General features: G+C 29.5%; 20 protein-coding genes, 1 riboswitch and 1 other annotated feature. Of the genes, 5 read left to right on the forward strand and 15 right to left on the reverse strand.

The annotated features are described in order from the left end of the window. Positions 1 to 284: 284 nt before the first annotated feature. Positions 285 to 2348: a glutamine synthetase III domain-containing protein gene (locus HMPREF3045_RS08205; RefSeq protein WP_070738544.1), complete on the reverse strand. Its 2064-nt coding sequence runs from the start codon at positions 2346 to 2348 to the stop codon at positions 285 to 287. Between the two features lie 206 nt (positions 2349 to 2554). Between HMPREF3045_RS08205 and HMPREF3045_RS08210 the strand changes: the two genes are divergently transcribed. Together HMPREF3045_RS08210 and HMPREF3045_RS08215 are read left to right on the forward strand one after the other, a co-directional pair. Next, positions 2555 to 3607: a C40 family peptidase gene (locus tag HMPREF3045_RS08210; RefSeq protein WP_070738545.1), complete on the forward strand. Its 1053-nt coding sequence runs from the start codon at positions 2555 to 2557 to the stop codon at positions 3605 to 3607. A 112-nt stretch (positions 3608 to 3719) separates the two neighbouring features. Next, a complete protein-coding gene (locus tag HMPREF3045_RS08215) occupies positions 3720 to 4991 on the forward strand; it encodes a Glu/Leu/Phe/Val family dehydrogenase (RefSeq protein WP_070738547.1) in 1272 nt (423 codons plus the stop codon). A gap of 153 nt (positions 4992 to 5144) precedes the next feature. On the opposite strand, the gene HMPREF3045_RS08220 is transcribed toward HMPREF3045_RS08215, so the two are convergent. Continuing rightward, positions 5145 to 6125, reverse strand: coding sequence for a DUF1002 domain-containing protein (locus tag HMPREF3045_RS08220; RefSeq protein WP_070642284.1), 981 nt, complete (start codon positions 6123 to 6125; stop codon positions 5145 to 5147). Between the two features lie 9 nt (positions 6126 to 6134). Continuing rightward, positions 6135 to 6923, reverse strand: coding sequence for an Mrp/NBP35 family ATP-binding protein (locus tag HMPREF3045_RS08225; protein ID WP_070738548.1), 789 nt, complete (start codon positions 6921 to 6923; stop codon positions 6135 to 6137). Positions 6924 to 7144: 221 nt separating this feature from the next. Continuing rightward, positions 7145 to 7412: a binding site (T-box leader), on the forward strand. Between the two features lie 77 nt (positions 7413 to 7489). Here HMPREF3045_RS08225 and HMPREF3045_RS08230 point away from each other — a divergent pair. The 3 genes from HMPREF3045_RS08230 to HMPREF3045_RS08240 all read left to right on the forward strand — a co-directional run bounded on the left by HMPREF3045_RS08230 (position 7490) and on the right by HMPREF3045_RS08240 (position 10361). Next, positions 7490 to 9052, forward strand: coding sequence for an ABC transporter substrate-binding protein/permease (locus HMPREF3045_RS08230; protein WP_070738550.1), 1563 nt, complete (start codon positions 7490 to 7492; stop codon positions 9050 to 9052). Beyond that, complete coding sequence (locus HMPREF3045_RS08235; RefSeq protein ID WP_070738552.1) at positions 9045 to 9779, forward strand: amino acid ABC transporter ATP-binding protein; 735 nt, start codon at positions 9045 to 9047, stop codon at positions 9777 to 9779. The genes HMPREF3045_RS08230 and HMPREF3045_RS08235 overlap by 8 nt, the downstream gene beginning before the upstream one ends. Positions 9780 to 9845: 66 nt before the next feature. Next, entirely contained in the window at positions 9846 to 10361 is a 516-nt protein-coding gene (locus HMPREF3045_RS08240) for a hypothetical protein (protein WP_070738554.1), read from the forward strand. A gap of 185 nt (positions 10362 to 10546) precedes the next feature. Here the strand turns inward: HMPREF3045_RS08240 and thiE are convergent, their stop codons facing one another. The 12 genes from thiE to proC form a co-directional block, all read right to left on the reverse strand. After that, positions 10547 to 11158, reverse strand: coding sequence for a thiamine phosphate synthase (gene thiE, locus HMPREF3045_RS08245; RefSeq protein ID WP_070738555.1), 612 nt, complete (start codon positions 11156 to 11158; stop codon positions 10547 to 10549). Beyond that, positions 11155 to 11976: a hydroxyethylthiazole kinase gene (gene thiM / locus HMPREF3045_RS08250; RefSeq protein ID WP_070738557.1), complete on the reverse strand. Its 822-nt coding sequence runs from the start codon at positions 11974 to 11976 to the stop codon at positions 11155 to 11157. Before thiM ends, thiE begins: the two co-directional genes overlap by 4 nt. Next, positions 11951 to 12490, reverse strand: a complete 540-nt coding sequence (gene thiW, locus HMPREF3045_RS08255; protein ID WP_070738559.1) for an energy coupling factor transporter S component ThiW — start codon at positions 12488 to 12490, stop codon at positions 11951 to 11953. Before thiW ends, thiM begins: the two co-directional genes overlap by 26 nt. An 8-nt stretch (positions 12491 to 12498) precedes the next feature. Further along, positions 12499 to 13653, reverse strand: a complete 1155-nt coding sequence (thiH, locus tag HMPREF3045_RS08260; protein WP_180363021.1) for a 2-iminoacetate synthase ThiH — start codon at positions 13651 to 13653, stop codon at positions 12499 to 12501. Between the two features lies 1 nt (position 13654). Then, a complete protein-coding gene (locus HMPREF3045_RS08265; protein ID WP_070738563.1) occupies positions 13655 to 14419 on the reverse strand; it encodes a thiazole synthase in 765 nt (254 codons plus the stop codon). Continuing rightward, a complete protein-coding gene (thiF, locus tag HMPREF3045_RS08270) occupies positions 14409 to 15023 on the reverse strand; it encodes a sulfur carrier protein ThiS adenylyltransferase ThiF (RefSeq protein WP_019118585.1) in 615 nt (204 codons plus the stop codon). Before thiF ends, HMPREF3045_RS08265 begins: the two co-directional genes overlap by 11 nt. Continuing rightward, complete coding sequence (thiS, locus tag HMPREF3045_RS08275; protein WP_070738565.1) at positions 15023 to 15220, reverse strand: sulfur carrier protein ThiS; 198 nt, start codon at positions 15218 to 15220, stop codon at positions 15023 to 15025. The genes thiF and thiS overlap by 1 nt, the downstream gene beginning before the upstream one ends. 153 nt (positions 15221 to 15373) lie before the next feature. Further along, a riboswitch (TPP riboswitch) is annotated at positions 15374 to 15473 on the reverse strand. 35 nt (positions 15474 to 15508) lie between these two features. After that, complete coding sequence (locus tag HMPREF3045_RS08280; protein ID WP_070738567.1) at positions 15509 to 15874, reverse strand: hypothetical protein; 366 nt, start codon at positions 15872 to 15874, stop codon at positions 15509 to 15511. Positions 15875 to 15919: 45 nt separating this feature from the next. Next, positions 15920 to 17260 carry a citrate synthase gene (locus tag HMPREF3045_RS08285; protein WP_070738569.1) on the reverse strand — a complete coding sequence of 447 codons (1341 nt, stop codon included), beginning with the start codon at positions 17258 to 17260 and terminating at the stop codon, positions 15920 to 15922. After that, positions 17253 to 18260 (reverse strand): isocitrate/isopropylmalate dehydrogenase family protein, encoded by a 1008-nt coding sequence (locus HMPREF3045_RS08290; RefSeq protein WP_070738571.1) that lies wholly within the window; start codon positions 18258 to 18260, stop codon positions 17253 to 17255. Before HMPREF3045_RS08290 ends, HMPREF3045_RS08285 begins: the two co-directional genes overlap by 8 nt. A gap of 2 nt (positions 18261 to 18262) precedes the next feature. Next, positions 18263 to 20194, reverse strand: coding sequence for an aconitate hydratase (locus HMPREF3045_RS08295; RefSeq protein WP_070738573.1), 1932 nt, complete (start codon positions 20192 to 20194; stop codon positions 18263 to 18265). Positions 20195 to 20455: 261 nt separating this feature from the next. After that, positions 20456 to 21223 (reverse strand): pyrroline-5-carboxylate reductase, encoded by a 768-nt coding sequence (gene proC, locus HMPREF3045_RS08300; protein WP_070738575.1) that lies wholly within the window; start codon positions 21221 to 21223, stop codon positions 20456 to 20458. Positions 21224 to 21534: the final 311 nt, after the last annotated feature.

Raw genomic sequence — 21534 nt, forward strand, 5'->3', positions numbered from 1 at the left:
ACTTAGAATTTATTTATTTTGGGCTTATATATTTATTAAATTTGGATAATCGATCAAAAAACGAAAGAAACTTTAGTTTCTTTCTGATTTTGCTCCCTGCAAGGGTCGGTTAAGGGGGTTCGTTGAAAGGGGTTTAAGGGGAAAAATTGCGGGGACAATCGAAAGTCCCCTAATTTGTCCCCTTATTAACGAAGAAATAAATTAAATAATTATTTTACAAATGAAATATACAAATATATAGATAAAAAAGAAGCTTTTTCAAGCTTCTAAATTTTTTTTAAAATCTATAAAGATTTCAACATATCCACATATCTAGGCATTGAATAATTTTCTCTGGAAATTTCTTTTTCTAAATTATCTGCTACTTCTCTTATTTCTTCTGTGATTTTTCTGGTTTTTTCTTGAATGTAGATTGCTTTTTCTTCTATTTCTTTTATTTTTTCAAAATCTTTTAGAATTTCTTTTATTTCTTCTCCAAATTCTAATAAAATTTTTACATTTTCATTTATTCTTTTTGCCTTTTCTTCTAATTTTTCATTTTCTAAAAAGGCAAGATAGGATTTTATTTCCTTTATTTCTTTCATTGCTGAAGGAAGGATTTCTTGATAGATTAAATTTGATAAAATTTCAAGCTCTTGTTGGCAAAATTTTATTATTTCTTCAAATTCTACGTTTATTATTGAATCTATTTCTTTTTGGCTAAATATTTTTTCTTCTTTAAATATTTCGTATGATGAATTTTTCTTTGCATAGACTAAGGCGTCTAAGAAGCTTTTATGGTTAATAAGTCCTCTTTTTTCTGCTTCTTTTATCCATTCTTTTGAGTATCCGTCGCCTTGGAATAAAATTTTTGAATTTTCCTTATAGATTTCTTTGACTACTTCATAGACTTCTTCTTTTAAATCTTTTTCATTTTTTCCTTCAAGTCTTTTGCCTATATCTTTTAAAACTTCTGCCATAGCAAGATTAATTACTGTATTTAAATCTGCGGCTGATTTTGAAGAGCCTAACATCCTAAATTCAAATTTATTTCCTGTAAAGGCAACTGGAGATGTTCTATTTCTGTCTGATGAATCTGTTTGGATTTCTCCAAGATGTGGAATTTTAACTTTATTATTTATTCCTTTTATCTCTTGGTCTTTTGCTATTGATTTTAAAATATTTTCTAAATCTTCGCCAATAAAAACAGAAATAATTGAAGGTGGTGCTTCGTTTCCACCAAGTCTATAATCATTTGAAACTGATGATGAAGAAAGTCTTATTAAATTTTGGTATTTATTACAAACTTTAATCATTGCTGATAAAAATAATAAAAATAAATAATTATTTTTTGGGTCATCTCCTGGAGAAAAACAATTTTTTCCGTAATTTGTTGTAAGGGAATAATTATTGTGTTTTCCACTTCCAGCCATATTTTTGAAAGGTTTTTCTTTTAATAGGCAATAAAGATTGTGTTTGATGGCAGTTTTTTCTAAAATATGCATGAGTAATTGGTTGTTGTCTACGGAAATATTACAATTTTCAAACATTATTGCAATTTCAAATTGGTTTGGCCCAACTTCATTATGCTCAGCCTCCATATAAATTCCCAAATTATATAACTGTTCGTTCACATCTTCAAAAAAATCATTTACTCTTTGAGGAATTGCACCAAGATAATGGGAAATTATTTCCTTTTCAACCATAGAATCACGTCCAACAAGACTCATTCCGCAATATTCTAAATCTATTCTTTTATCATAAAATTCTTTATCAATTAAATAAAATTCTTGTTCAAGTCCAACTTTCGCCTTTACCCTATAAGTTTTTTCATCTTTCAAAAACATATTACAAATTGGACTTGCGTACTTACTCAAGATATTCATTGATTCAATTAAAGGCAATTTTTTATCAAGTTTTTCTCCATAAAAGGAAACAAAAACTGATGGAATATATAAAACTTTATCTTCAATAAAAGAATTTGCTGTCAAATCCCAATATGTATAACCACGAGCCTCAAAAGTCGATCTCATTCCACCTGATGGAAATGATGATGCGTCTGGCTCTCCTTTTATTAATTCATTTCCAGAAAATCTATTGATTGGATTGTGTTTATCATCTCTATTTAAAAACGCCGTTTTTTTATTTGCAGTTTTTCCATTTAAAGGTTGAAACCAATGAGTATATGAAGTTGCCCCTTTTGAAATCGCCCAAATTTTCATAGCATGAGCAATAGAATCTGCAGTTTCTTTATCAAGAGTTGTATTATTTCTTGCAGCTTCTTTCCATTTTAAATAAACAGGATAAGGGACATTTTCTTTCATAGTTTTTTTATCAAAAGCCAAATTTCCAAATTCTTTTAAATCCATATTTTTACCTTTCTTGATATTTTAAAATTTGTTTAAATAATTATATCATAAAAAAATACATATTAAATTTTTAATGAATAATTTTTGGCAAAAAATATTTTTTTGCTTTATAAATATTTTGCAAATTAAATTTAATTAATTGACACTATATCAATATAATGATAAATTAATAGTAGTTGAAATTAAAATAATTCGAGGATAGGAAAATGAGAAAAAACAAAAAAATAATTTTATTATTATCCACTCTTATTTCTTTTCAATTATTTGCACCAACAAATACTTCTAAGGCGAAATCTATTTTAATAAATTATGATCTTGCAGAAGGTGTAAATGTTAGAGAAAAACAATCAGATGCTAGCGATTCAAAAATATTAGGAGGAATAGATTATCCTGATTTTTATGAAATAAAAGAAGAAAATGGTAATTGGTTAAAAATTAATTTTGAAGGAAAAGATGGATATGTAGTAAAAAGTTGGTTTCATATTTTAGATGATATGAAAGCAATTAAAAATGGTAAAATTTATGAAAAAGCTGACGAAAAATCAAAAGAAATTTCAAATTTTAAAAAGAAAGAAAAAATTGATTTAATAGATTTTGATTCTAACAAAAATTTTGTAAAGGTCAAAAAAGGCGACAAAATTGGTTTTGCAAAAATTGATAATTTTGATTTATCAAAAAAAGATGAAAAAGATTTAAATAAAATAAAAGATAAATACAAAAAAATATATGATTCTGTAAAAAGATATATGGATTATCTTGATAGGAATAATTTGAGTTTGTATCCAATCGATCAAAAAGATAAGGCAAAAGAAAATGAAATTGTTAGAAATTATGTGGTAGATGAGCCAGAAGAAAAAACTGAAGAAGTTGAATATATTTATTACACAGTTTCGGGAGATGATATTGGATCACAAGCCTATAATTTTGCAACAAAATTTATTGGAAATCCTTACGTTTGGGCTGGCACAAGTCTTACAAATGGAGTTGATTGTTCTGGATTTACCCAACAAGTTTATAAAGAATTTGGAATTAGTCTTCCTCATTTTGCTCAAAGCCAAGCTGATTATGGAAAAACTATAAAACTTGGAGAAGAAAAAGCAGGAGATTTGGTATTTTATGGAACAAGCCTTTCAAATATTACCCACGTTGCAATTGCCGATGGCCAAGGAGGAATTGTTCATGCAGCAAATCCTAGAAGTGGAATTATAACTTCAGGAATTGGAAATCCAACAATTATAAAAAGATTAATTGAAGATTAAAATACGCCCTTTGCGGCGTATTTTTTTATTGTAAGCGAAAAAAAATAATGTTATAATTATTTAAAAGATTAAATTTTATAGAAATTAATTAGTAAATATAAAGGAGTCAAAAATGACAGATACATTAAATCCCTTAGAATCTGCGCAATTACAAATAAAAAAAGCGTGTGAAAAATTAAATTTAAATCCAGCAGTTTATGAAATTTTAAAACAGCCTCAAAGATTTATAGAAATTTCTATTCCAGTAAAAATGGATGATGGTTCTCTAAAAGTTTTTAAAGGATATAGATCAGCTCACAACCATGCCCTAGGTCCTTCAAAAGGTGGAGTAAGGTTTCATCAAAGTGTAAATGTAGAGGAAGTAAAAGCTCTTTCAACTTGGATGACTTTAAAGGCAGGACTTTTGGCAATTCCTTACGGCGGTGGTAAGGGCGGAATATGTGTTGACCCAAAAAAATTATCTGATAGAGAACTTGAAAGTCTTTCTCGTGGATATGTTAGAGGCTTGTACAAATATTTGGGAGAAAGAATAGACATACCAGCTCCTGATGTAAATACAAATGGAAAAATTATGTCATATTTTATTGACGAATATACAAAATTAAATGGCGACAAAGAAGATTTCGGAACTTTTACAGGCAAGCCTTTAATCCTTGGTGGAAGTTTGGGTAGAAGTGAAGCTACAGGATATGGAGTTGTTATTACAACAAAATATGCAGCCAAAAAAATTGGACTTGATTTGAAAAATGCAGAAATTGGTCTTCAAGGTTTTGGAAATGTTGGAAGTTTTACTTTAAAATATTTAGTAGAAGAAGGTGCTAAAGTTAAATATCTTTCTATAAGAGATGAAAATGAAGAGTCCGGAAGATCAGCCCTATATTCTGAAGATGGATTTGATTATGAATCTTTACAAAAATATAGAGATGAAAATAAAACTCTTGTAGGCTATCCTAAGGCAAAAAAAATATCTGATGAAGAATTCTGGCAAACAAAATTTGATATTTTAATTCCTGCAGCTTTAGAAAATATAATTACTGAAAAAATCGCCAAAAATTTAGATGTAAAATTAATTGCAGAAGGTGCAAATGGCCCAACAACTCCAGAAGCTGATATTATTTTAAAAGAAAAAAATGTAGAAGTAATTCCAGATGTCCTAGCAAATTCTGGTGGAGTATTGGTTTCATATTATGAATGGATTCAAAATCAATATGGAAATTATTGGTCAAAAGAAGAAGTTCAAGAAAAACAAGAAAAAGATATGCTAAAAGCTCTTGAAGGAATTTTTGAAATTAAAGAAGAATTTGATACAAATATAAGAGAAGCATCTTATATGTTTGCAATCAAAAGAATTGCAGAAGCAATGGAGCTTCGTGGTTGGTATTAAAAAATCTACATTTATTAGCCAATAATTTGAAAAAATAAAAATAAAATTGTATGCAAATGCTTAGTTTGTAAATTACAATTTTTTGCACAAAAATGGAGGAGAAATCGTAATAGATTTCTCCTCCTTTTAATTTTAAAATATTTTTTTTAATTTTTAATTATTTGAACTATCGTCATTTGAATTTGTAAAAGATGCAAATAAGTCTTTGAAAAATTGTACTATTTTATCCCAAAGTCCTGATTCTTTTATATCATTTCCTACTTTATCAATATCTTCTTTGTTGTCTTCGTAGAATTTTTTTCCTTTTTCTGTCAAAGTTCCTGCAAATTTTTTAAGATTTTCTTCTACTGCCTTGCTATCAATTGCTGGGCTTTCTTGGTATTTTTCAAAATAATTTACTAAAATTTGGATATTATTATTTGATAAAATATCTCCCATATTTACATTGTTCAAAGCATCTTTTATAAAAATTTGAATTTGCTCGCTATCGGCGGTTTGTCCATTTTTATCTTTGTAATCTTTTAAATTTTGTTTTACTTCTGCAACTGCTTGGTCCAATTTGTCTTTGTCAAAAGATTCCTTATTTTCATTTTCTTCGCTTATTTTCTTTAATGTTCCAAGCTCTTCTTGGGCAGTTTGAGTGCTTTGTGTATTAACTTTTTCTCCATACATCTCTATTGCCTTATACACTCCAACAAGGGCAGATTCTCCTGTAACTTTTGTTGGACTTGCAACTTTAATTTCTGCATCAGTAATTCCTGATGTGATTGCAGCGTTTGTGTATTGGCTTTGAGTAATTGATGTAATATTTTCTGGTGTTAAAATTTCTACCTTGATTCCGCTTCCCTTTGGAAGTTTTTTTACTGAAACTGATGAAATCATATTATAATCTTCTGCTTTGTAGCCTAAATATTTTTGGCAATCGTCGCCATTTACACTTGATTTATTTATATCATCAGATAGTCCCAATTTATTTTTTACTTCTTGAATTTGATTTTGATTTAAGCCAGCTCCATACATATAAGCTTCTTTTTGTGAATCGAATTCTCCACTTGCTTTTGCAACTTGTGGGATAATTAAAATTAATCCCAAGGCAAATGCCTTTAACATTTTGTTTTTAAATATTTTTTTCATAATATCTCCTTATAATTTTTCGATTTTTTCTACTAATTTATCAAGGTCACTTTCTTCAACTTCTTCAATTTTTCCTTGGTCAATCAAACTTGTAATTTCTGGATTTATTGCAAGTTTTGCTACTGTATCAATTTTAAATTTTTCAGCAATTTCGTCTGTTTTTCCTTCTCCAAATATTTTGTAAATATTTCCAGTGTCTTTTGCCTTAAAATAAGACATATTTTCAACTATTCCAAGAATTTCTTTGCCCATCATTTTTGCCATATTTAATGATTTTTCTACAACCATTCCTACCAAATCTTGAGGAGTTGTAACTGCAATAGCCCCATCAATATTTAGGGATTGGAAAACTGTAAGTGGAATATCACTTGTTCCTGGTGGCATATCAATTAATAGGTAATCAATTTCTCCCCAATCAACGTCTGTGTAAAATTGTTTTAAAACATTATTTACAATTGATGATCTCCAAACAACTGGAGCGGATTTGTCTTGTAAAACTAAATTTATTGACATAATTTTTATTCCGCTCTTGCTTTCTGGTGCAATTAAAGTTCCATCTTCAAGACTTCTTACACTTTCTTTTATGCCAAAAGCTTGTGGGATTGATGGGCCTGTTATGTCTGCATCCAAAATCGCAACTTTATTTCCATTTTTAGAAAGTTTTGCTGCAAGCATACTTGTTACAGAAGATTTGCCAACCCCTCCCTTGCCTGACATTATAGCAATTGTTTTTTTTATATTTGATCCTTCTTTGGGTTTTATTATAAATTTATCGAAATTCATTTTCTTTTGTGTCATTTCTATCTCCTTTAAGATTTTTTCAAATATATTATATGGTATTTTTTATATTTTTCTATTTATAATTTATCCCAATTTTTTCAAGCTAATAATATCTTATAATTTTGTAATAAAAAAGTTTTTAAAGCAAAAATCAAAAAAATTATAAATTTTCAAATAAAAATATAAATATTTATTTGACAAATGTAATTTGAGGATGTATCATTAGTCTAAGATTAAATATAAAAACTTTGAAAAGAAGAGTAGCTAATAAATTATATGCACAGAGAATCTTTGTAGGCTGAAAAAAGATCTTATAATCTTAGTGAATAAAGACTTAGAGTTGTACCGAGGATATTTTGATTCGGTATCGTATTTTGCACGTTATAGCAAAGGGGTATAATTTTGTACTTTCTTATTGGATCCTTTGAAAGTATATTTTGTACTTTATAAGGATATTTTTGTGAAAAAATATTAAATTTGGGTGGTAACACGGTCTTCGTCCCTTGGGATGCGGATCGTTTTTTTTATATTTAATCCATAAGAAAGTTACGACTAAAAAACTAGAAAAAAATTTGGAGGAAATAATGAAAAAGGTATTAAAGTTTCTTATGGCTTTTGTTTTGACTTTTGTTTTTACAATGGGAATTTCACACGCCGATGAGGACACATTTAAGGTTGGAATGGAAGTTAATTATGCTCCTTTTAACTTCTCACAAGTTAATGATGCTAATGGAGCTGTTGAAATTAAAAATTCTAAGGGAGAATTTGCAAATGGATATGACGTTCAAATCGCAAAAAAAATTGCTGATGAACTTGGAAAAAAATTAGAAATTTACAAAATCGAATGGGATGGTCTTCCACCTGCTCTTACAAGTGGAAAAATTGATGCAATTATTGCTGGTATGAGCCCTACTGCTGAAAGAAGAAAAGAAATCGACTTTACAAATTCATATTATATTTCTGATTTGGTTATAGTTTTGAAAAAAGATTCTTCTTTTGCAAAGGCAAAATCTATAGCTGATTTTAAAGATGCAAAAATTACTGGACAATTAAATACTTTCCATTACACAGTACTTGATCAAATTGATGGAGTTAATAAGCAAGCTGCAATGGAATCTTTCCCTTCAATGATTTCTGCAACAAAAGCCGGAAATATTGATGGATATGTTTCAGAAAAACCTGGAGCAATGTCAGCCGTTTCTGCAAATGAAGATTTAACTTATGTAGAATTTGAAAAAGGCAAAGGATTTAAAACTGAAACAGACGATACATCAATTGCCGTAGGTCTTAGAAAAAATTCCCCAATGAAAGATCAAATAAATGACATTTTATCTCAAATGAATGTCAAAGATCAAGATAAAATAATGAATGAAATGGTAAAATTATCAGAAGATGATGGCGAACAACTTTCATTTTTTGGACAAATGAAAGCTATTTGGAGCGAATATTCTTCCCTATTTATAAACGGAATTTTCTCAACACTTTTCATTTCAATTATTTCAACCTTGATAGGATTTGTAATTGGACTTATAGTTGCAGTTATTAGAAAAATAAAAGTAGATAAAAATAAAAATATTTTAGCCTATATTTTACAAAAAATTGTAAACTTTATCTTGGTTTGCTACATAGAAATATTTAGGGGGACTCCAATGATGGTTCAAGCAATCCTAATATTTTATGGTGCAAAACAATTTTTATCAATCGATATGTCAACCATGCTTGCAGCCTTTATAATAGTTTCAATTAATACTGGAGCTTACTTAGCAGAAGTTGTAAGAGGCGGAATAAATTCAGTTGATGAAGGACAATTCGAAGCTTGTAAGGCACTTGGAATGACACATTCACAAACAATGTTTAATGTTGTAATTCCACAAACAATAAAATCAATTTTGCCAGCAATTGCAAACGAATTTGTCGTAAATATAAAAGATACGTCAGTACTAAACGTAATAAGCGTAACAGAATTATTCTTTGTATCAAAATCAATAGCAGGTTCAACCTACCAAATATTCCAAACATATTTGATAACTGCAATAATATATTTCATTTTGACTTTCATAACAACAAGAATTATCTTGTTAATTGAAAAGAAATTTACCAACAAAGAATTTGTACTTGGATCTGTAACAGGAGGAATTCATGCCTAATATAATAAAAGTAAATAATCTAGAAAAAAAATTCGGACAAAATTTAGTTTTAAAAGATATAAATATGGAGGTTCAAAAAGGAGAAGTAGTTACAATAATAGGCTCATCAGGCTCAGGAAAATCTACCCTTTTAAGATGTTTAAATCTATTAGAAGAACCAACAAGCGGAGAAATTTTGTACAAAAGTGAAAATATTTTAGACAAAAAATTTGACCTAAGAGCCTACAGAACAAAAGTCGGCATGGTTTTTCAAAATTTTAATTTGTTTGAAAATAAAACTGTCCTACAAAACTGCACCCTAAGCCAAGAAAAAGTTTTAAAAATTTCAAAAAAGGATGCAGAAGAAAAAGCAAAAAAATTCCTACAATTAGTAGGCATGGACCAATATATAAACGCAAAGCCATCACAAATTTCTGGTGGACAAAAACAAAGAGTTGCCATAGCAAGAGCCCTTTGCATGGATCCAGAAGTTTTACTTTTCGATGAACCAACAAGCGCCCTTGATCCAGAAATGGTTGGAGAAGTTTTGGAAGTTATGACAAAACTTGCCAAAAAAGGAATCACAATGATAGTAGTAACCCACGAAATGGATTTTGCAAGAGAAGTTTCAACAAGAGTTTTGTTTATGAATGAAGGAATAATTTTAGAAGAAGGATCTCCAGAAGAAATTTTCACAAATCCAAAAAATCAAAGAACAAAAGATTTCTTAAAAAGATATATGGGATAAAAGCAGGATTTTTCCTGCTTTTTATTTTGCGTATTTTTAGTATAATGGAAATGAAAAGAGGTAATTATGGAAAATAAATTAATAGAAATTTTAAATAATGGCTCATCATTTGCATACGGATTTTTGCTAGATGAAAATGAAAAAAATTATTTGATAAAAAACCTAGACGATCAAGGAAGATTTGACGGCTACATTTTGATTTCAAAAAACTTGGTAAAAATAAATGAAAATTCTGATTTTTTGAAAAAATTAAAAATTTATAATGAATATTGGAAGTCAACTAAAGAAGAAAAGACAGGCGAAAATATAGGTGAAATATTTAAAAATATGACAGATTTTTTTGATATAGTAAAATACGCCAAAGAAAATAAAAAAATAATAAATTTAGGAAAATCCTTAGATTATTTCGACCAAATTTGTGGTTATGTAAAAAATATAGAAGATGATTTTGCAATAATTGACGCAGTAGATATAAATTCCGGACAAATTTACGATGAATTTGAAATTGACATTAGAGAAATTAAATATATAGAAATAGAATCTATAGATAATATTTTGCTTGATTTTGTAAATAAAAAATAAGATTTTATATTTTAAAAGTCTCAAGGTTAAAATTAAAACTTATATATATTTATTTAATAGAGAGATCTCTTAGGTTAAACTCATTTTTAAATTTCACTCTTTCTTTGAGATCTCTCCGCAAGGTTAAATGGGCATTGACGGATTTTTTAATTATAAATTTTTTTATAATTAAAATTACTTTTACTTTATAATTCTTGAATTTTTTCTTTTAATTCAAGGCTTGTTTGATAGACGTCTTTTGCATCCATTATTGCTCTTACCACGCAAATTCCATCGACTTTTGTATTTTTTAATATTTCTACATTTTCAATATTTAAACCACCGATTGCATAAATGTCTATGTCCACTTCTTCTTTTATTTTTTTCAAAGTTTCTATTGATGTTCTTTTGGTTTTTACGTGAGTTTTGGTTTCAAAGATTGCCCCAACTCCCAAATAATTTGCCCCATCATTTTGTGCTTTTTTGGAAGCTTCTACTGATTTTGCAGTTGCTCCTATTATTGCTTTTTCTCCCAAAAGTTTTCTACAAAGTGCAATTGGCATATCATCTTTACCAACATGAACGCCACAGCCAAGAGCCCAAGCAAGATGAACCTTATCATCAATTAGCAAAGGAATATCGTATTTGTCACAAATTTTTTTTACTTTTTTTCCTAAATTTAAAATTTCAATATCAGATTTTTCTTTTTCTCTCAATTGAACAATATCTACTCCGCCTTTTACGGCATCTTCAATTCTTTCTAAAAATTCTTCTTCATTATATTTATCTGAATTTGTTACCAAATATAATTTTTTCACAAATTTCCCTCCCTTATTTTTGCTCTTTTTATAATTTCTTCATCGCTAATTTCTGATATATTATCCATCAAATTTACAAAAAAACTATAGGGCTTTTTTGTATCAGAAATTTCTCCAGATATTTCCAAAATAAGAAGAGCCAAAATTGACGCATCGATTGGATTTGAAACTGATAAAAATGTAGAAATTAATCCTGTCAACATACAACCTGTGGCTGTGATTTTTGAAAGATTTTCACAACCATTTTCAAACAAAAAATACTTATCATCTTTTAATAAAATATCAGTTTTTCCTGTAATCAAAACTGTCGTTTTGTATTTTTTTGAAAGCTTTTGAGAAATTTCCGTAAAATATTTTATATTTTCACAAGAAACCTCATCCTCATCTCCTGCATCTATTCCTTTGGCATGAGATTTTTCTCCACAAAGAGAAAGAATTTCCGATGAATTTCCCTTAATGACTTCAAATTTATATTTTTCTAGTAAATTTTTTGCAAAATCTAGTCTAATTTTACTTGCACCAACTCCAACCACATCCATTATTACGGGAATATTTTTCTCATTTGCAAACTTTGTCGCTATTTCCATTGCCTTTAATCTCGAATTTGTAATATTTCCAAGATTAATAGAAAGCGAATCAGAAATTTTTACAATTTCTTCCATTTCATCTTCGCATTCGGCACAAATTGCCTTGGCTCCTTGAAATAAAATCGCATTTGCCACCATATTTATGGCAATTGGATTTGTAATTGCGTGAATTAATGGAATTTTTTCCCTAACAAGTTTTCTATTTTCAAGAATTTTTTTTAGATTTTTCATAGACATTTACTCCAAGCTTTTTTTGTATGGAATATAAAACTTTAGATTTTTGCAAAGTTTTTAAAAAAATGTAAGCTACACTTCCTCCAATAATTGTTGCAATTGTAAAAGAAGGCAGGTAAAAATACCAAGTTATATCGCCTGTTCCATAAAATAATTTCATAACTGGATAAGAAACAATAGCTCCAATTATTCCTGTTCCAATTATTTCTCCAACTACAGCTGCAAATAAATTTCCTTTCGATTTTCTATAAAAAACTCCCGAAAGCATAGCTCCAAAAATTTGTCCAGTTATGGCAAGAGGAGGAATTCCTAGAAAACTCATTCTCAAAAATGCAGTTATTAATCCATTTAAAAGCGAATACCAAGGGCCTAAAAAAACTGAGCAAACAATATTTACAAAATGAGCCGTTGGAGCAAAACCTTCAAATCTTAAAATTGGAGAAATAACAACTCCAATAGTGACAAACATTGAAAGACTTAGCATAATAAGCAAAGAATTATTTTTTTTCATAATCTCTCCTAAACATTTATATAATCAGTAAAAACTGGAGCCATGCCAATTGTTTTTAAATCTTTTATTGCATCTTCACAAGACCTATTATCGGCAATTTCAAATTGTTCATCTCCCGTATCTTGAGAATTTTTTGATCTATGACCAATTGACGTATCAACTGATGCAGAAATTTTTGTTGCTGCATATTTTACTGCCAAATTTCTAAAATCACGATCTTCTCTTGTTGAAAGAGTTATTGATGCAAACGGCAAAAATATTCTTAGGGCAAGCATGATTTGGAAAAATTTCTTATCATTTACTTCAAAAAATTTAAGCTCATCTGCTCCGTGAGTTGGTCTAATTCTTGGAAGAGAAATAGCAATTTCTGCGTGAGGATATTTTTTTTGAATTTTTTGAGCGTGAAGACCTAATTTAAAGGCTTCTTCTATTGGATCATTTAGTCCAAAAAGCGTTCCAAAACCTACTCCCCTAAAGCCTGCCATCATTGCTCTTTCTTGAGTATCAATCCTATAAACCCAAGATCTTTTGTGACCGTAAGGATGGTAAAAATCATAAGTTTTTGGATTGTAAGATTCTTGGAAAACTGTAACAAAATCTGCCCCTGCCTTTTTTAATTTTTTATAATCAGAAACATTTGCAGGATAGACTTCAATTCCTATTGTTTTGAAATATTTTTTTGCAATTTCACAAGCTTTTGCTATATATTCAACTGATGAAAACTTTTGACTTTCTCCTGTTAAAATCAAAACATCTTCTATGCCTGTTTCAGCTAGGGCCTTCATTTCTTCTTCAATTTCTTCAAAATTTAATTTTGCCCTTTTTATATCAGATTTTGCCCTAAATCCACAATACCTACAAGAATTTTCACAATAATTTGCTATATAAATCGGAGAAAAAAGACAAACATTATTTCCAAAATATCTTACCCTCTTATCTTTTGCAAACTCTCCCATTTTTTCCAAATGATTTAAAGCTTTGTCGGATAAAAGATTGTAAAAATCTTCTTCATCAAGTCTTTCTTTTTCTAAACTTCTTAGAATATCATCATCGCTTACATTTTTATTTTTTATTTTTTCGTAATGATCTAAAACTTCGGTTTTTATATGAGAATCAATTATATCCATTTCTGGAAAATAATCTGTAACTTTTTTTATATTCATCTTAATCAAAAAAATCTCTTAGTGGAGATGATGGATCAGCTCCAGATTCTAAAACTCTACCCGGCTTTGAAAGATAAGCAAGACGTCCTGCTTCTATTCCAAGTTTAAAAGCTCTTGCCATCATTGTAATATCAGATGCACTGGCAATTCCCGTATTTGCCATAATTGCAGCCGCTCCCATTTCCATTGCCTCTGCGGCTTGACTTGGAAGGCCAATTCCTGCATCAACTATAACTGGAAGATCGACCTCATCAATAATTATTTTTATAAATTCTTTTGTAACAAGGCCCTTGTTAGATCCAATTGGAGCAGCAAGTGGCATTATAGCAGCGGCTCCCGCATCTTTTAAATCTCTTGCATAATTTAAATCTGGATACATATAAGGTAGAACAATAAATCCTTCATCAGCCAAAACTTTTGTAGCCTTTAAAGTCTCTTCGTTATCTGGCAAAAGATATTTTGTATCTCTCATAATTTCAATTTTTACAAAATTTCCACATCCCATTTCTCTTGCAAGTCTTGCAATTCTAATTGCCTCATCGGCATTTCTTGCTCCAGATGTATTTGGAATAATTGTAACGTGTTTTGGTATATAATTTAAAATATTTGCCACATCTTTTGTATTAGCACGTCTTAGAGCGACTGTAATCATTTCACATTCTGCATTTTTTACAGCAGCATCAATTAGTTCCACAGAATATTTCCCGCTACCAAGAATAAATCTTGAATTAAATTCCTTGCCACCTAGTATAAATTTATCTTCCATAATAATCCTTCCTTATTTTTTTCAAACACTCAAGAGCCTCAAGGCTTGCCATGATTGATACATAGGCAAGATAAAGCCCATCTTTTTTTGCGTCTGATTTGAAATCACCAACCATAGTGATGTTATTTATTTTTTTTACCTTAATATCTGAAATATCTCCAAGTCCTGCCATGCCCGATGCGGTAAAAAGAAATTTATTTTCTTTTTTTGAAAAATAATCAAAGACCATAACCTTGGACTCTTTCTTGTCAAAAGCTTCAATAAAATAATCGGTTTTTTCAATAATTTCATCCATATTTTTTTCATCCAAGAACATATTTTTTGCATGAATTTTTGTAAAGGGAATAGTTTCTTCGATTATTTTTTTTGTTGCAAGGACTTTTTCTTTGTCAATATCAGAAATTTTATAATTTTGCCTGTTTAAATTCGAATATTCAACCTTATCAAAATCATACAAAAAAATTTCTCCAATGCCCGCTCTTGCCAAAATCATTGCAACATTTGAGCCAAGTCCTCCACAACCTAAAATCGAAACTTTTGCTTTTTCAAATATTTCATTGTCATTTTTATTTTGTCTTTTTAAAATTTTATCTCTTAAATCCATCAACCCCCTCCAACAAAGGAAAAAACTTCCACCTTATAGCCATCTTTTACAAGAAAATTTTTAAAATTTTCTCTTTTTACAAGTTCTTGGTTGACTTCAACAGCCACAAAGTGAGGATCGAATTTATTTTCTTTTAAAAATTCATACAAAGAAATTTCATTTTCAATTTTCACTTCCTTGCCATTTATTAAAACCATATTCACCTCCTAAAAAAAAGAACACAAATAGAAACCATACCCGAGGTGGTATGCCCCATTTGTGTTTTGCACATAGATTATTTGACTAACTACTATAAATTAATTTTTTATTAGGATCAAAAAAAAGACCCTAACTAGGGTCTTTAAACTTCTTTTAAAAAATCGTCGCTTTCTTACGCAGGTTTTAACCTAATCAAGTTTAAAGGGTTGATGAAAAATCATCTCTCAGCTAAAAGCACCCCTAGCTATTTTTATTATAGGACAAATTTATTTTATTTGCAAAATTTTTTAACTTTCCTTATTTTTTTGAATAGCCTTACAGTACTTGAATAAATAAATAGGCGAAATTAAAGTCGCAAGACTATTATAAAATCCAAAATTTGGAATCCATGAACTTAGCTTATTTTCATTTTCTCTCATTTGAATAGTTTTACAAGGTAGGGTTGTAAAAAATGCAAGACTTGCATAAATTAAGATTAGGTATTTTACAAAAATATTAATCTTGTACCTATCTAATAAATAATAAAGTCCCCAAGAAAAAAATCCTGCAATTAAAAAAGATAATATTCTAACAAGGATAAAAGCCTTGGAAGAATTTTTAGAATCAACATCTTGTTTTAATATAAATTTAAAATAATTTTTTAAAATATTCATCTTTCCTCCCCTTTTAGAATATCATCTTTCAAGATTTGGGACAAATCACCTTTTATCCATTGATAAATATTTTTTTGTTTGACTTAAGGACTTGTAGGCTGGTCTTATTATTTTTGAATCTTCGATTTGTTCAAGTCTGTGAGCAGCCCATCCGACTGTTCTTGCTATGGCAAAGATTGGAATATATAAATCTTTTGGAATATCTAGCATTTCATAGCAAAATCCTGAATATAAATCTACATTTGCACAAATCGGATATGGTTTTTTTAATTTTTCCATCAAAAGCCTTCCACCAATTTTTTCGATTTTTTCTATAAATTCAAAATCTTTTTGTCTATTTTTTATTTTTGAAAGCTCTCTTGCCTTCTCTTTTAATAAAACTGCCCTTGGATCTGAGATTGTATAGACCGCATGGCCCAAACCATAAATCAAACCTTTTTTATCAAAGGCTTTTTTATTTAAAATTTTCTCCAAATATTTTTCTATTTCTCTTTCATCTTCTATATTTTTTAAATTTTCCCTAATATTTTCAAGCATTTGACTTACTTTTAAATTTGCTCCTCCATGTCTTGGACCTTTGAGTGAACCAAGTCCTGTGGCAATGGCTGAATAGGTGTCAGTTCCTGATGATGAAACCACGTGAGTTGCAAAGGCAGAATTATTTCCTCCTCCGTGTTCTGCATGAATTATTAGTAATAAATCCAAAATATCTGCTTCTTCTTTTTTATATTTTTGGTCGATTCTAAGCATAGAAAGTATATTTTCTGCAATTGATTTGTTTTCATCTTGATTGTGAATTACCAAAGATTTTCCATCAAAATTGTGAATTTTAACTTGGTAGGAATAAATTGCAATTATTGGCATTTTTGAAATCAAGGACAGAGATTGGGACAAAACATTTAAGGTATCTGTGTCATCAGCCATTTCGTCATAAGAATAAAGGGCAAGCACTGACCTCATCATTATATTTACGATATTATTGCCTGGAAGATTTAGGATTGTATCTTCAAAAAATTTATTTGGCAAATTTCTTTCTTCTACTAGAATTTTTTTGAAACTTTCTAGGTCGTTTTTATTTGCTAATTTGTTAAAAAGCAAAAGATAAATAATTTCTTCAAAGCCAAATCTTTTTGTATTATTAAAATCTTCTACCATTTTTGTAAGTGGATAACCCCTATAAAAAAGCTCTCCTTTGCTTGGAATTTTTTCTCCATTTTCGATTTTATAACCGCAAACATCGCCGACTTTTGTTACTCCAACCAAAACTCCAGTCCCATTTTTATTTCTAAGTCCTCTTTTTATGGAAAATTTATCGTAGAGATTTTTATCTATTGTATTTTCTATTTTTATTTTTTTTGAAAGGTCTACAAGTTTATCTTTATTCATTTTCTCCTCCCAAATTTTTGATTATTTCTTGGGTGATTTTTTCCAAACTTGCCTCTCCGCCCAAATCTTTTGTATGGTTTTTCTTATCTTCCATTGTTTTTTCAATTGACTTTCTTAATTTTTCGGACAAATTTCCTTCCCCAATGTCATCAAGCATAAGAGCTGATGTTAAAAGCATGGCAATAGGGTTTGCAAGATTTTTCCCAGCAATATCAGGAGCAGAACCATGAACTGATTCATAAATTGAAATATCCTCTCCCTTATTTACTCCAGGAATTAAGCCAAGTCCACCGACAAGACCTGCTCCCAAATCTGACAAAATATCTCCGTACAAATTTTCAGTTACTATCACATCAAATTTATTTGGATTTAAAACCATTTGCATGGCAGTATTATCTACCAAAAGCTCTTCAAATTCTATGTCTGGATAAGATTTTGCAATTTCACGTCCAACATTTAAAAACAAACCATCAGTAAATTTCATTATATTTGCCTTGGTAACTATGGTAACTTTTTTCCTATTAAATTTTTTTGCATATTCAAAGGCTGCCCTTATAATTCTTTCAGATTTTTTTCTTGTGATTACCTTTATTGAATGAAATTCATCATCAGAAATTTTTTCTTCAAGTCCCATATACAAATCTTCAGTATTTTCCCTAAAAATTACCATATCGATATTTTCATATTTTGTTTTTATATTTTTGATTGATTTTATTGGTCTAATATTTGCAAAAAGATCGTATTTTTTTCTAAGCTCAACATTAATTGACCTAAAACCATGTCCAATTGGGGTTGTGATAGGACCTTTAATAGCAATTTTATTTTTTTCAATTGATTTAAAAACTTCATCTGGAATAAAGGTATTTTCTTTTTCAAAAACACTGGCTCCAGCATTTACTTCCTCAAATTCAACCTTTGATCCCAAAGCCTTTAAAACTTTTTTCATAGAATCGCAAATTTCTGGACCGATTCCATCTCCCTTTATCAAAGTTACTTTCATAATTACTCCAATTCTAAATTTTTGGCATAATTTAAATAGCCACCCATTTTTAATATTTCAATTTCTCTTTTTGAAAATTCTCCCCTAACTTTTATTTCTATATCCTTATCCAAATCTTTTAAAATAAATTCTCCACTTTCCAAAGACTTTTCTATATTTTTTATTTGAATATTATCAAATTCTGATAATTTTTCATAATCTTCTTTCTTTTCAAATTCTAAAGGTAAAATTGCATTGTTAATCAAATTTGACCTGTGAATTCTTGCAAAAGATTTGGCAATAACCGCTTTTACATTTAAATACAAAGGAATTAAAGCAGCATGCTCTCTTGATGATCCTTGACCATAATTTACACCCGCAACAATAACTCCACCAGAATTTTCCTCTGCTCTTTTTTTGAAATCATCGATTTTTGTTGTAAAGGCAAATTCTGATAAATATTCTATATTTGACCTAAATGGCAAAAGTCTAGCATTTGATGGGCAAATATCATCAGTCGTAATTCCATCACCCGCCTTATAAATTATTTTTGAATTTATTTCAGCAACTGGACTTGCCTTTGGAAATGGCTTGATATTTTTTCCCTTTACAGTTTCTTTAATTCTTTTTGATAAGTCTTCTTCTCTTTTTATAAAATAAGCATCAGTATGGTCAAAAATAATATTTTCGTCAAAATCTTTTTTAAATTCAGCATCTTTAGGATTTGATATGAATCCATTAAGAGCAGAAATCGCACAAGTTTCTGGACTTGCCAAATAAATTTGAGCATCAATTGTACCCGATCTTCCCTTAAAATTTCTATTAAAAGACCTTAGAGAAATTCCACCAGCTTTTGGAGCTTGACCCATGCCTATACAAGGCCCACAACCAGATTCCAAAATCCTCGCCCCAGCCTTTATCATTTTTGCAAGAGCCCCATTTTCTGATAATTTTTGCAAAATTGTGGCAGAACCAGGAGAAATTACAAGAGATACATCAGGATGAACTTTTTTCCCATCAAGGATTGATGCAACTTTCATCATATCCATATAAGATGAATTTGTACAAGATCCGATTGCAACTTGGTCGATTTTTATTTTATCCATTTCAGAAATTTTTTGGTATTGGTCTGGAAAATGAGGTCTTGCCACAGCAGGTTCAATTTCACTTAAATCAATTTCCATAAACTCATCATAAAAAGCATCTTCGTCTGCCTCTAATTTTTTGTAATCTTCTTTTCTATTTTGACTTGTTAAATATTTTAAAGTATTTTCATCAGATGGAAAAATCGAAGTCGTTGCCCCAAGCTCAGCTCCCATATTACAAATTGTCGCCCTGTCAGTCACTGACAAAGATTTTACACCTTCTCCAGAATATTCCATTATATATCCCGTTCCGCCTTTGACAGACAATTTTCCCAAAATATATAAAATCAAATCCTTGGCATTTACATAATCTTTCAAAGAATTTTTGAGTTTTATATTGAAAATTTTTGGCACTTTTATAAAATAAAATCCTCTCGCCATAGCAACAGCCACATCAAGTCCCCCTGCTCCAATTGCAATTTGTGCCAAAGCACCGCCCGTTGGAGTGTGAGAATCAGAACCCAAAAGAGTATTTCCAACCTTTCCAAATTGCTCCAATTGGACTTGATGGCAAATTCCACAACCTGCTTTTGAAAAAGTTATGCCAAATTTATTGGCAGCAGATTTTATAAATTCATGGTCGTCAGCATTTTCAAATCCTTGTTGGAGAATATTATGATCAATGTATGCAAGAGAATTTTCAGTTTTTACATCCTCAATATCCATAGCCTCAAGTTGCAAATAAGCCATAGTCCCAGTCGAATCTTGAGTTAAAGTTTGGTCAATTTTAATGGCAATTTCATTTCCAGTTTTAAGTTCACCTTGTAAAAGATGGTTTTCTAAAATTTTTATAGCTAATGATTTTTTCATTTTTTACCTCTTTACTTTAATATATTATTGTAATAATTATACGCCGAAGTAAAATAATTTCCAAAAAAATATCCCACGCAAATCACGCGGGGAGAGATTTAAAATGATAAATTGTATTAGGTTAAATTTATAATAGCTATTAAAATGAGAATAAAAAATAAATACAAAGCTAAGTAAATAAAAGAGAGCTCTTAATTATTTTTGCGTATTAAAAAAAATTCATGGGAAATTTTATTTAAAAAAATCCCCCATGAATTTAACCTACATATTCTTAGCCTTATTAAAAGAAGCCTCCACTGCCTTTATCAATCCTGCCCTAAAATTATTTTCTTCTAAGGCCTTGACACCTTCGATTGTTGTTCCTTTTGGGCTTGTTACCTTATCTTTTAAAAGTCCCGGATGATCTCCTGACTCTTCCATTAATTTTGCTGATCCTATTATTGTTTGAAGAATTAATTTATAGGAAGTATCTCTTTTAAGTCCACAAAGGACTGCCCCATCAGACAAGCTTTCCATAAATAAATCTACAAAAGCAGGAAGACAACCATTTACAATACTTGCTGCATCAAATTGATTTTCGTCAATTTTTATAGCCTTGCCAAAAGATGAAAAAATTTCTAAAACATTTGAAAATTCGTCATCACTCACAATTGAATTTGGACAAAGAATTGACATCCCTTCCCCTACAGATGCAGGAGCATTTGGCATGGTCATGACAATTTTTTTGTCAGATCCCAATAAATTTTCAAGTTTTTCAAGAGTAAAGCCTGCAGCAATTGAAATAAATACTTTATTTTCCAACAAATCTTTTATTTCATAAATTACTTCTTTATAATAATTTGGTTTTACAGCCAAAATTACATAATCAGAATTTTCAACGATCTTCCTATTTTCCATAATAGAAACATCCTTATCCTTAAAAAAATCTAAATTTGATCCTCTATTAGATAAAAAAAGTTCATTTTTGCCCAAAAGACCTTTGGCAATTGAAGAACCCATATTCCCAATGCCGATAATACCAATTTTCATATTTCCTCCTTATAGAAAAATATATTTTTACATTTAAAAGCTAGACAAAATTTATATTATAATTTTTAAATAATTTAAAATTACACTACTCACCATCTCGACTAAGTGAGTGAAACGAACGCATGGAGAGATCTCATGAGATTTTTCCATTAGTTGCTCTAGATCGAAATGGTTAAAATTTTAGTCTGTCAACAGTTTGAAATATATTATTATATGTTTTTTTGTTTATCTTAAAGTATTTTACTTTATAAAATTAATTCTTCGTTATGTTAGGGCGGAGGAAATGGGGGAGTTTCGATTCTCCCCCTTTT

Source organism: Anaerococcus sp. HMSC075B03, from assembly GCF_001815585.1.
Classification (GTDB): Bacteria; Bacillota; Clostridia; order Tissierellales; family Peptoniphilaceae; genus Anaerococcus; species Anaerococcus vaginalis.

Excerpts from the sequence above, each read along its gene's own strand:
- HMPREF3045_RS08205 (WP_070738544.1), bottom strand. The coding sequence starts at position 2,348 with ATGGATTTAAAAGAATTTGGAAATTTGGCTTTTGATAAAAAAACTATG.
- HMPREF3045_RS08210 (WP_070738545.1), top strand. The coding sequence starts at position 2,555 with ATGAGAAAAAACAAAAAAATAATTTTATTATTATCCACTCTTATTTCT.
- HMPREF3045_RS08215 (WP_070738547.1), top strand. The coding sequence starts at position 3,720 with ATGACAGATACATTAAATCCCTTAGAATCTGCGCAATTACAAATAAAA.
- HMPREF3045_RS08220 (WP_070642284.1), bottom strand. The coding sequence starts at position 6,125 with ATGAAAAAAATATTTAAAAACAAAATGTTAAAGGCATTTGCCTTGGGA.
- HMPREF3045_RS08225 (WP_070738548.1), bottom strand. The coding sequence starts at position 6,923 with ATGACACAAAAGAAAATGAATTTCGATAAATTTATAATAAAACCCAAA.
- HMPREF3045_RS08230 (WP_070738550.1), top strand. The coding sequence starts at position 7,490 with ATGAAAAAGGTATTAAAGTTTCTTATGGCTTTTGTTTTGACTTTTGTT.
- HMPREF3045_RS08235 (WP_070738552.1), top strand. The coding sequence starts at position 9,045 with ATGCCTAATATAATAAAAGTAAATAATCTAGAAAAAAAATTCGGACAA.
- HMPREF3045_RS08240 (WP_070738554.1), top strand. The coding sequence starts at position 9,846 with ATGGAAAATAAATTAATAGAAATTTTAAATAATGGCTCATCATTTGCA.
- thiM (WP_070738557.1), bottom strand. The coding sequence starts at position 11,976 with ATGAAAAATCTAAAAAAAATTCTTGAAAATAGAAAACTTGTTAGGGAA.
- thiW (WP_070738559.1), bottom strand. The coding sequence starts at position 12,490 with ATGAAAAAAAATAATTCTTTGCTTATTATGCTAAGTCTTTCAATGTTT.
- thiH (WP_180363021.1), bottom strand. The coding sequence starts at position 13,653 with ATGAATATAAAAAAAGTTACAGATTATTTTCCAGAAATGGATATAATT.
- HMPREF3045_RS08265 (WP_070738563.1), bottom strand. The coding sequence starts at position 14,419 with ATGGAAGATAAATTTATACTAGGTGGCAAGGAATTTAATTCAAGATTT.
- thiF (WP_019118585.1), bottom strand. The coding sequence starts at position 15,023 with ATGGATTTAAGAGATAAAATTTTAAAAAGACAAAATAAAAATGACAAT.
- thiS (WP_070738565.1), bottom strand. The coding sequence starts at position 15,220 with ATGGTTTTAATAAATGGCAAGGAAGTGAAAATTGAAAATGAAATTTCT.
- HMPREF3045_RS08280 (WP_070738567.1), bottom strand. The coding sequence starts at position 15,874 with ATGAATATTTTAAAAAATTATTTTAAATTTATATTAAAACAAGATGTT.
- HMPREF3045_RS08285 (WP_070738569.1), bottom strand. The coding sequence starts at position 17,260 with ATGAATAAAGATAAACTTGTAGACCTTTCAAAAAAAATAAAAATAGAA.
- HMPREF3045_RS08290 (WP_070738571.1), bottom strand. The coding sequence starts at position 18,260 with ATGAAAGTAACTTTGATAAAGGGAGATGGAATCGGTCCAGAAATTTGC.
- HMPREF3045_RS08295 (WP_070738573.1), bottom strand. The coding sequence starts at position 20,194 with ATGAAAAAATCATTAGCTATAAAAATTTTAGAAAACCATCTTTTACAA.
- proC (WP_070738575.1), bottom strand. The coding sequence starts at position 21,223 with ATGAAAATTGGTATTATCGGCATTGGGAATATGGGTTCTTCAATTGCC.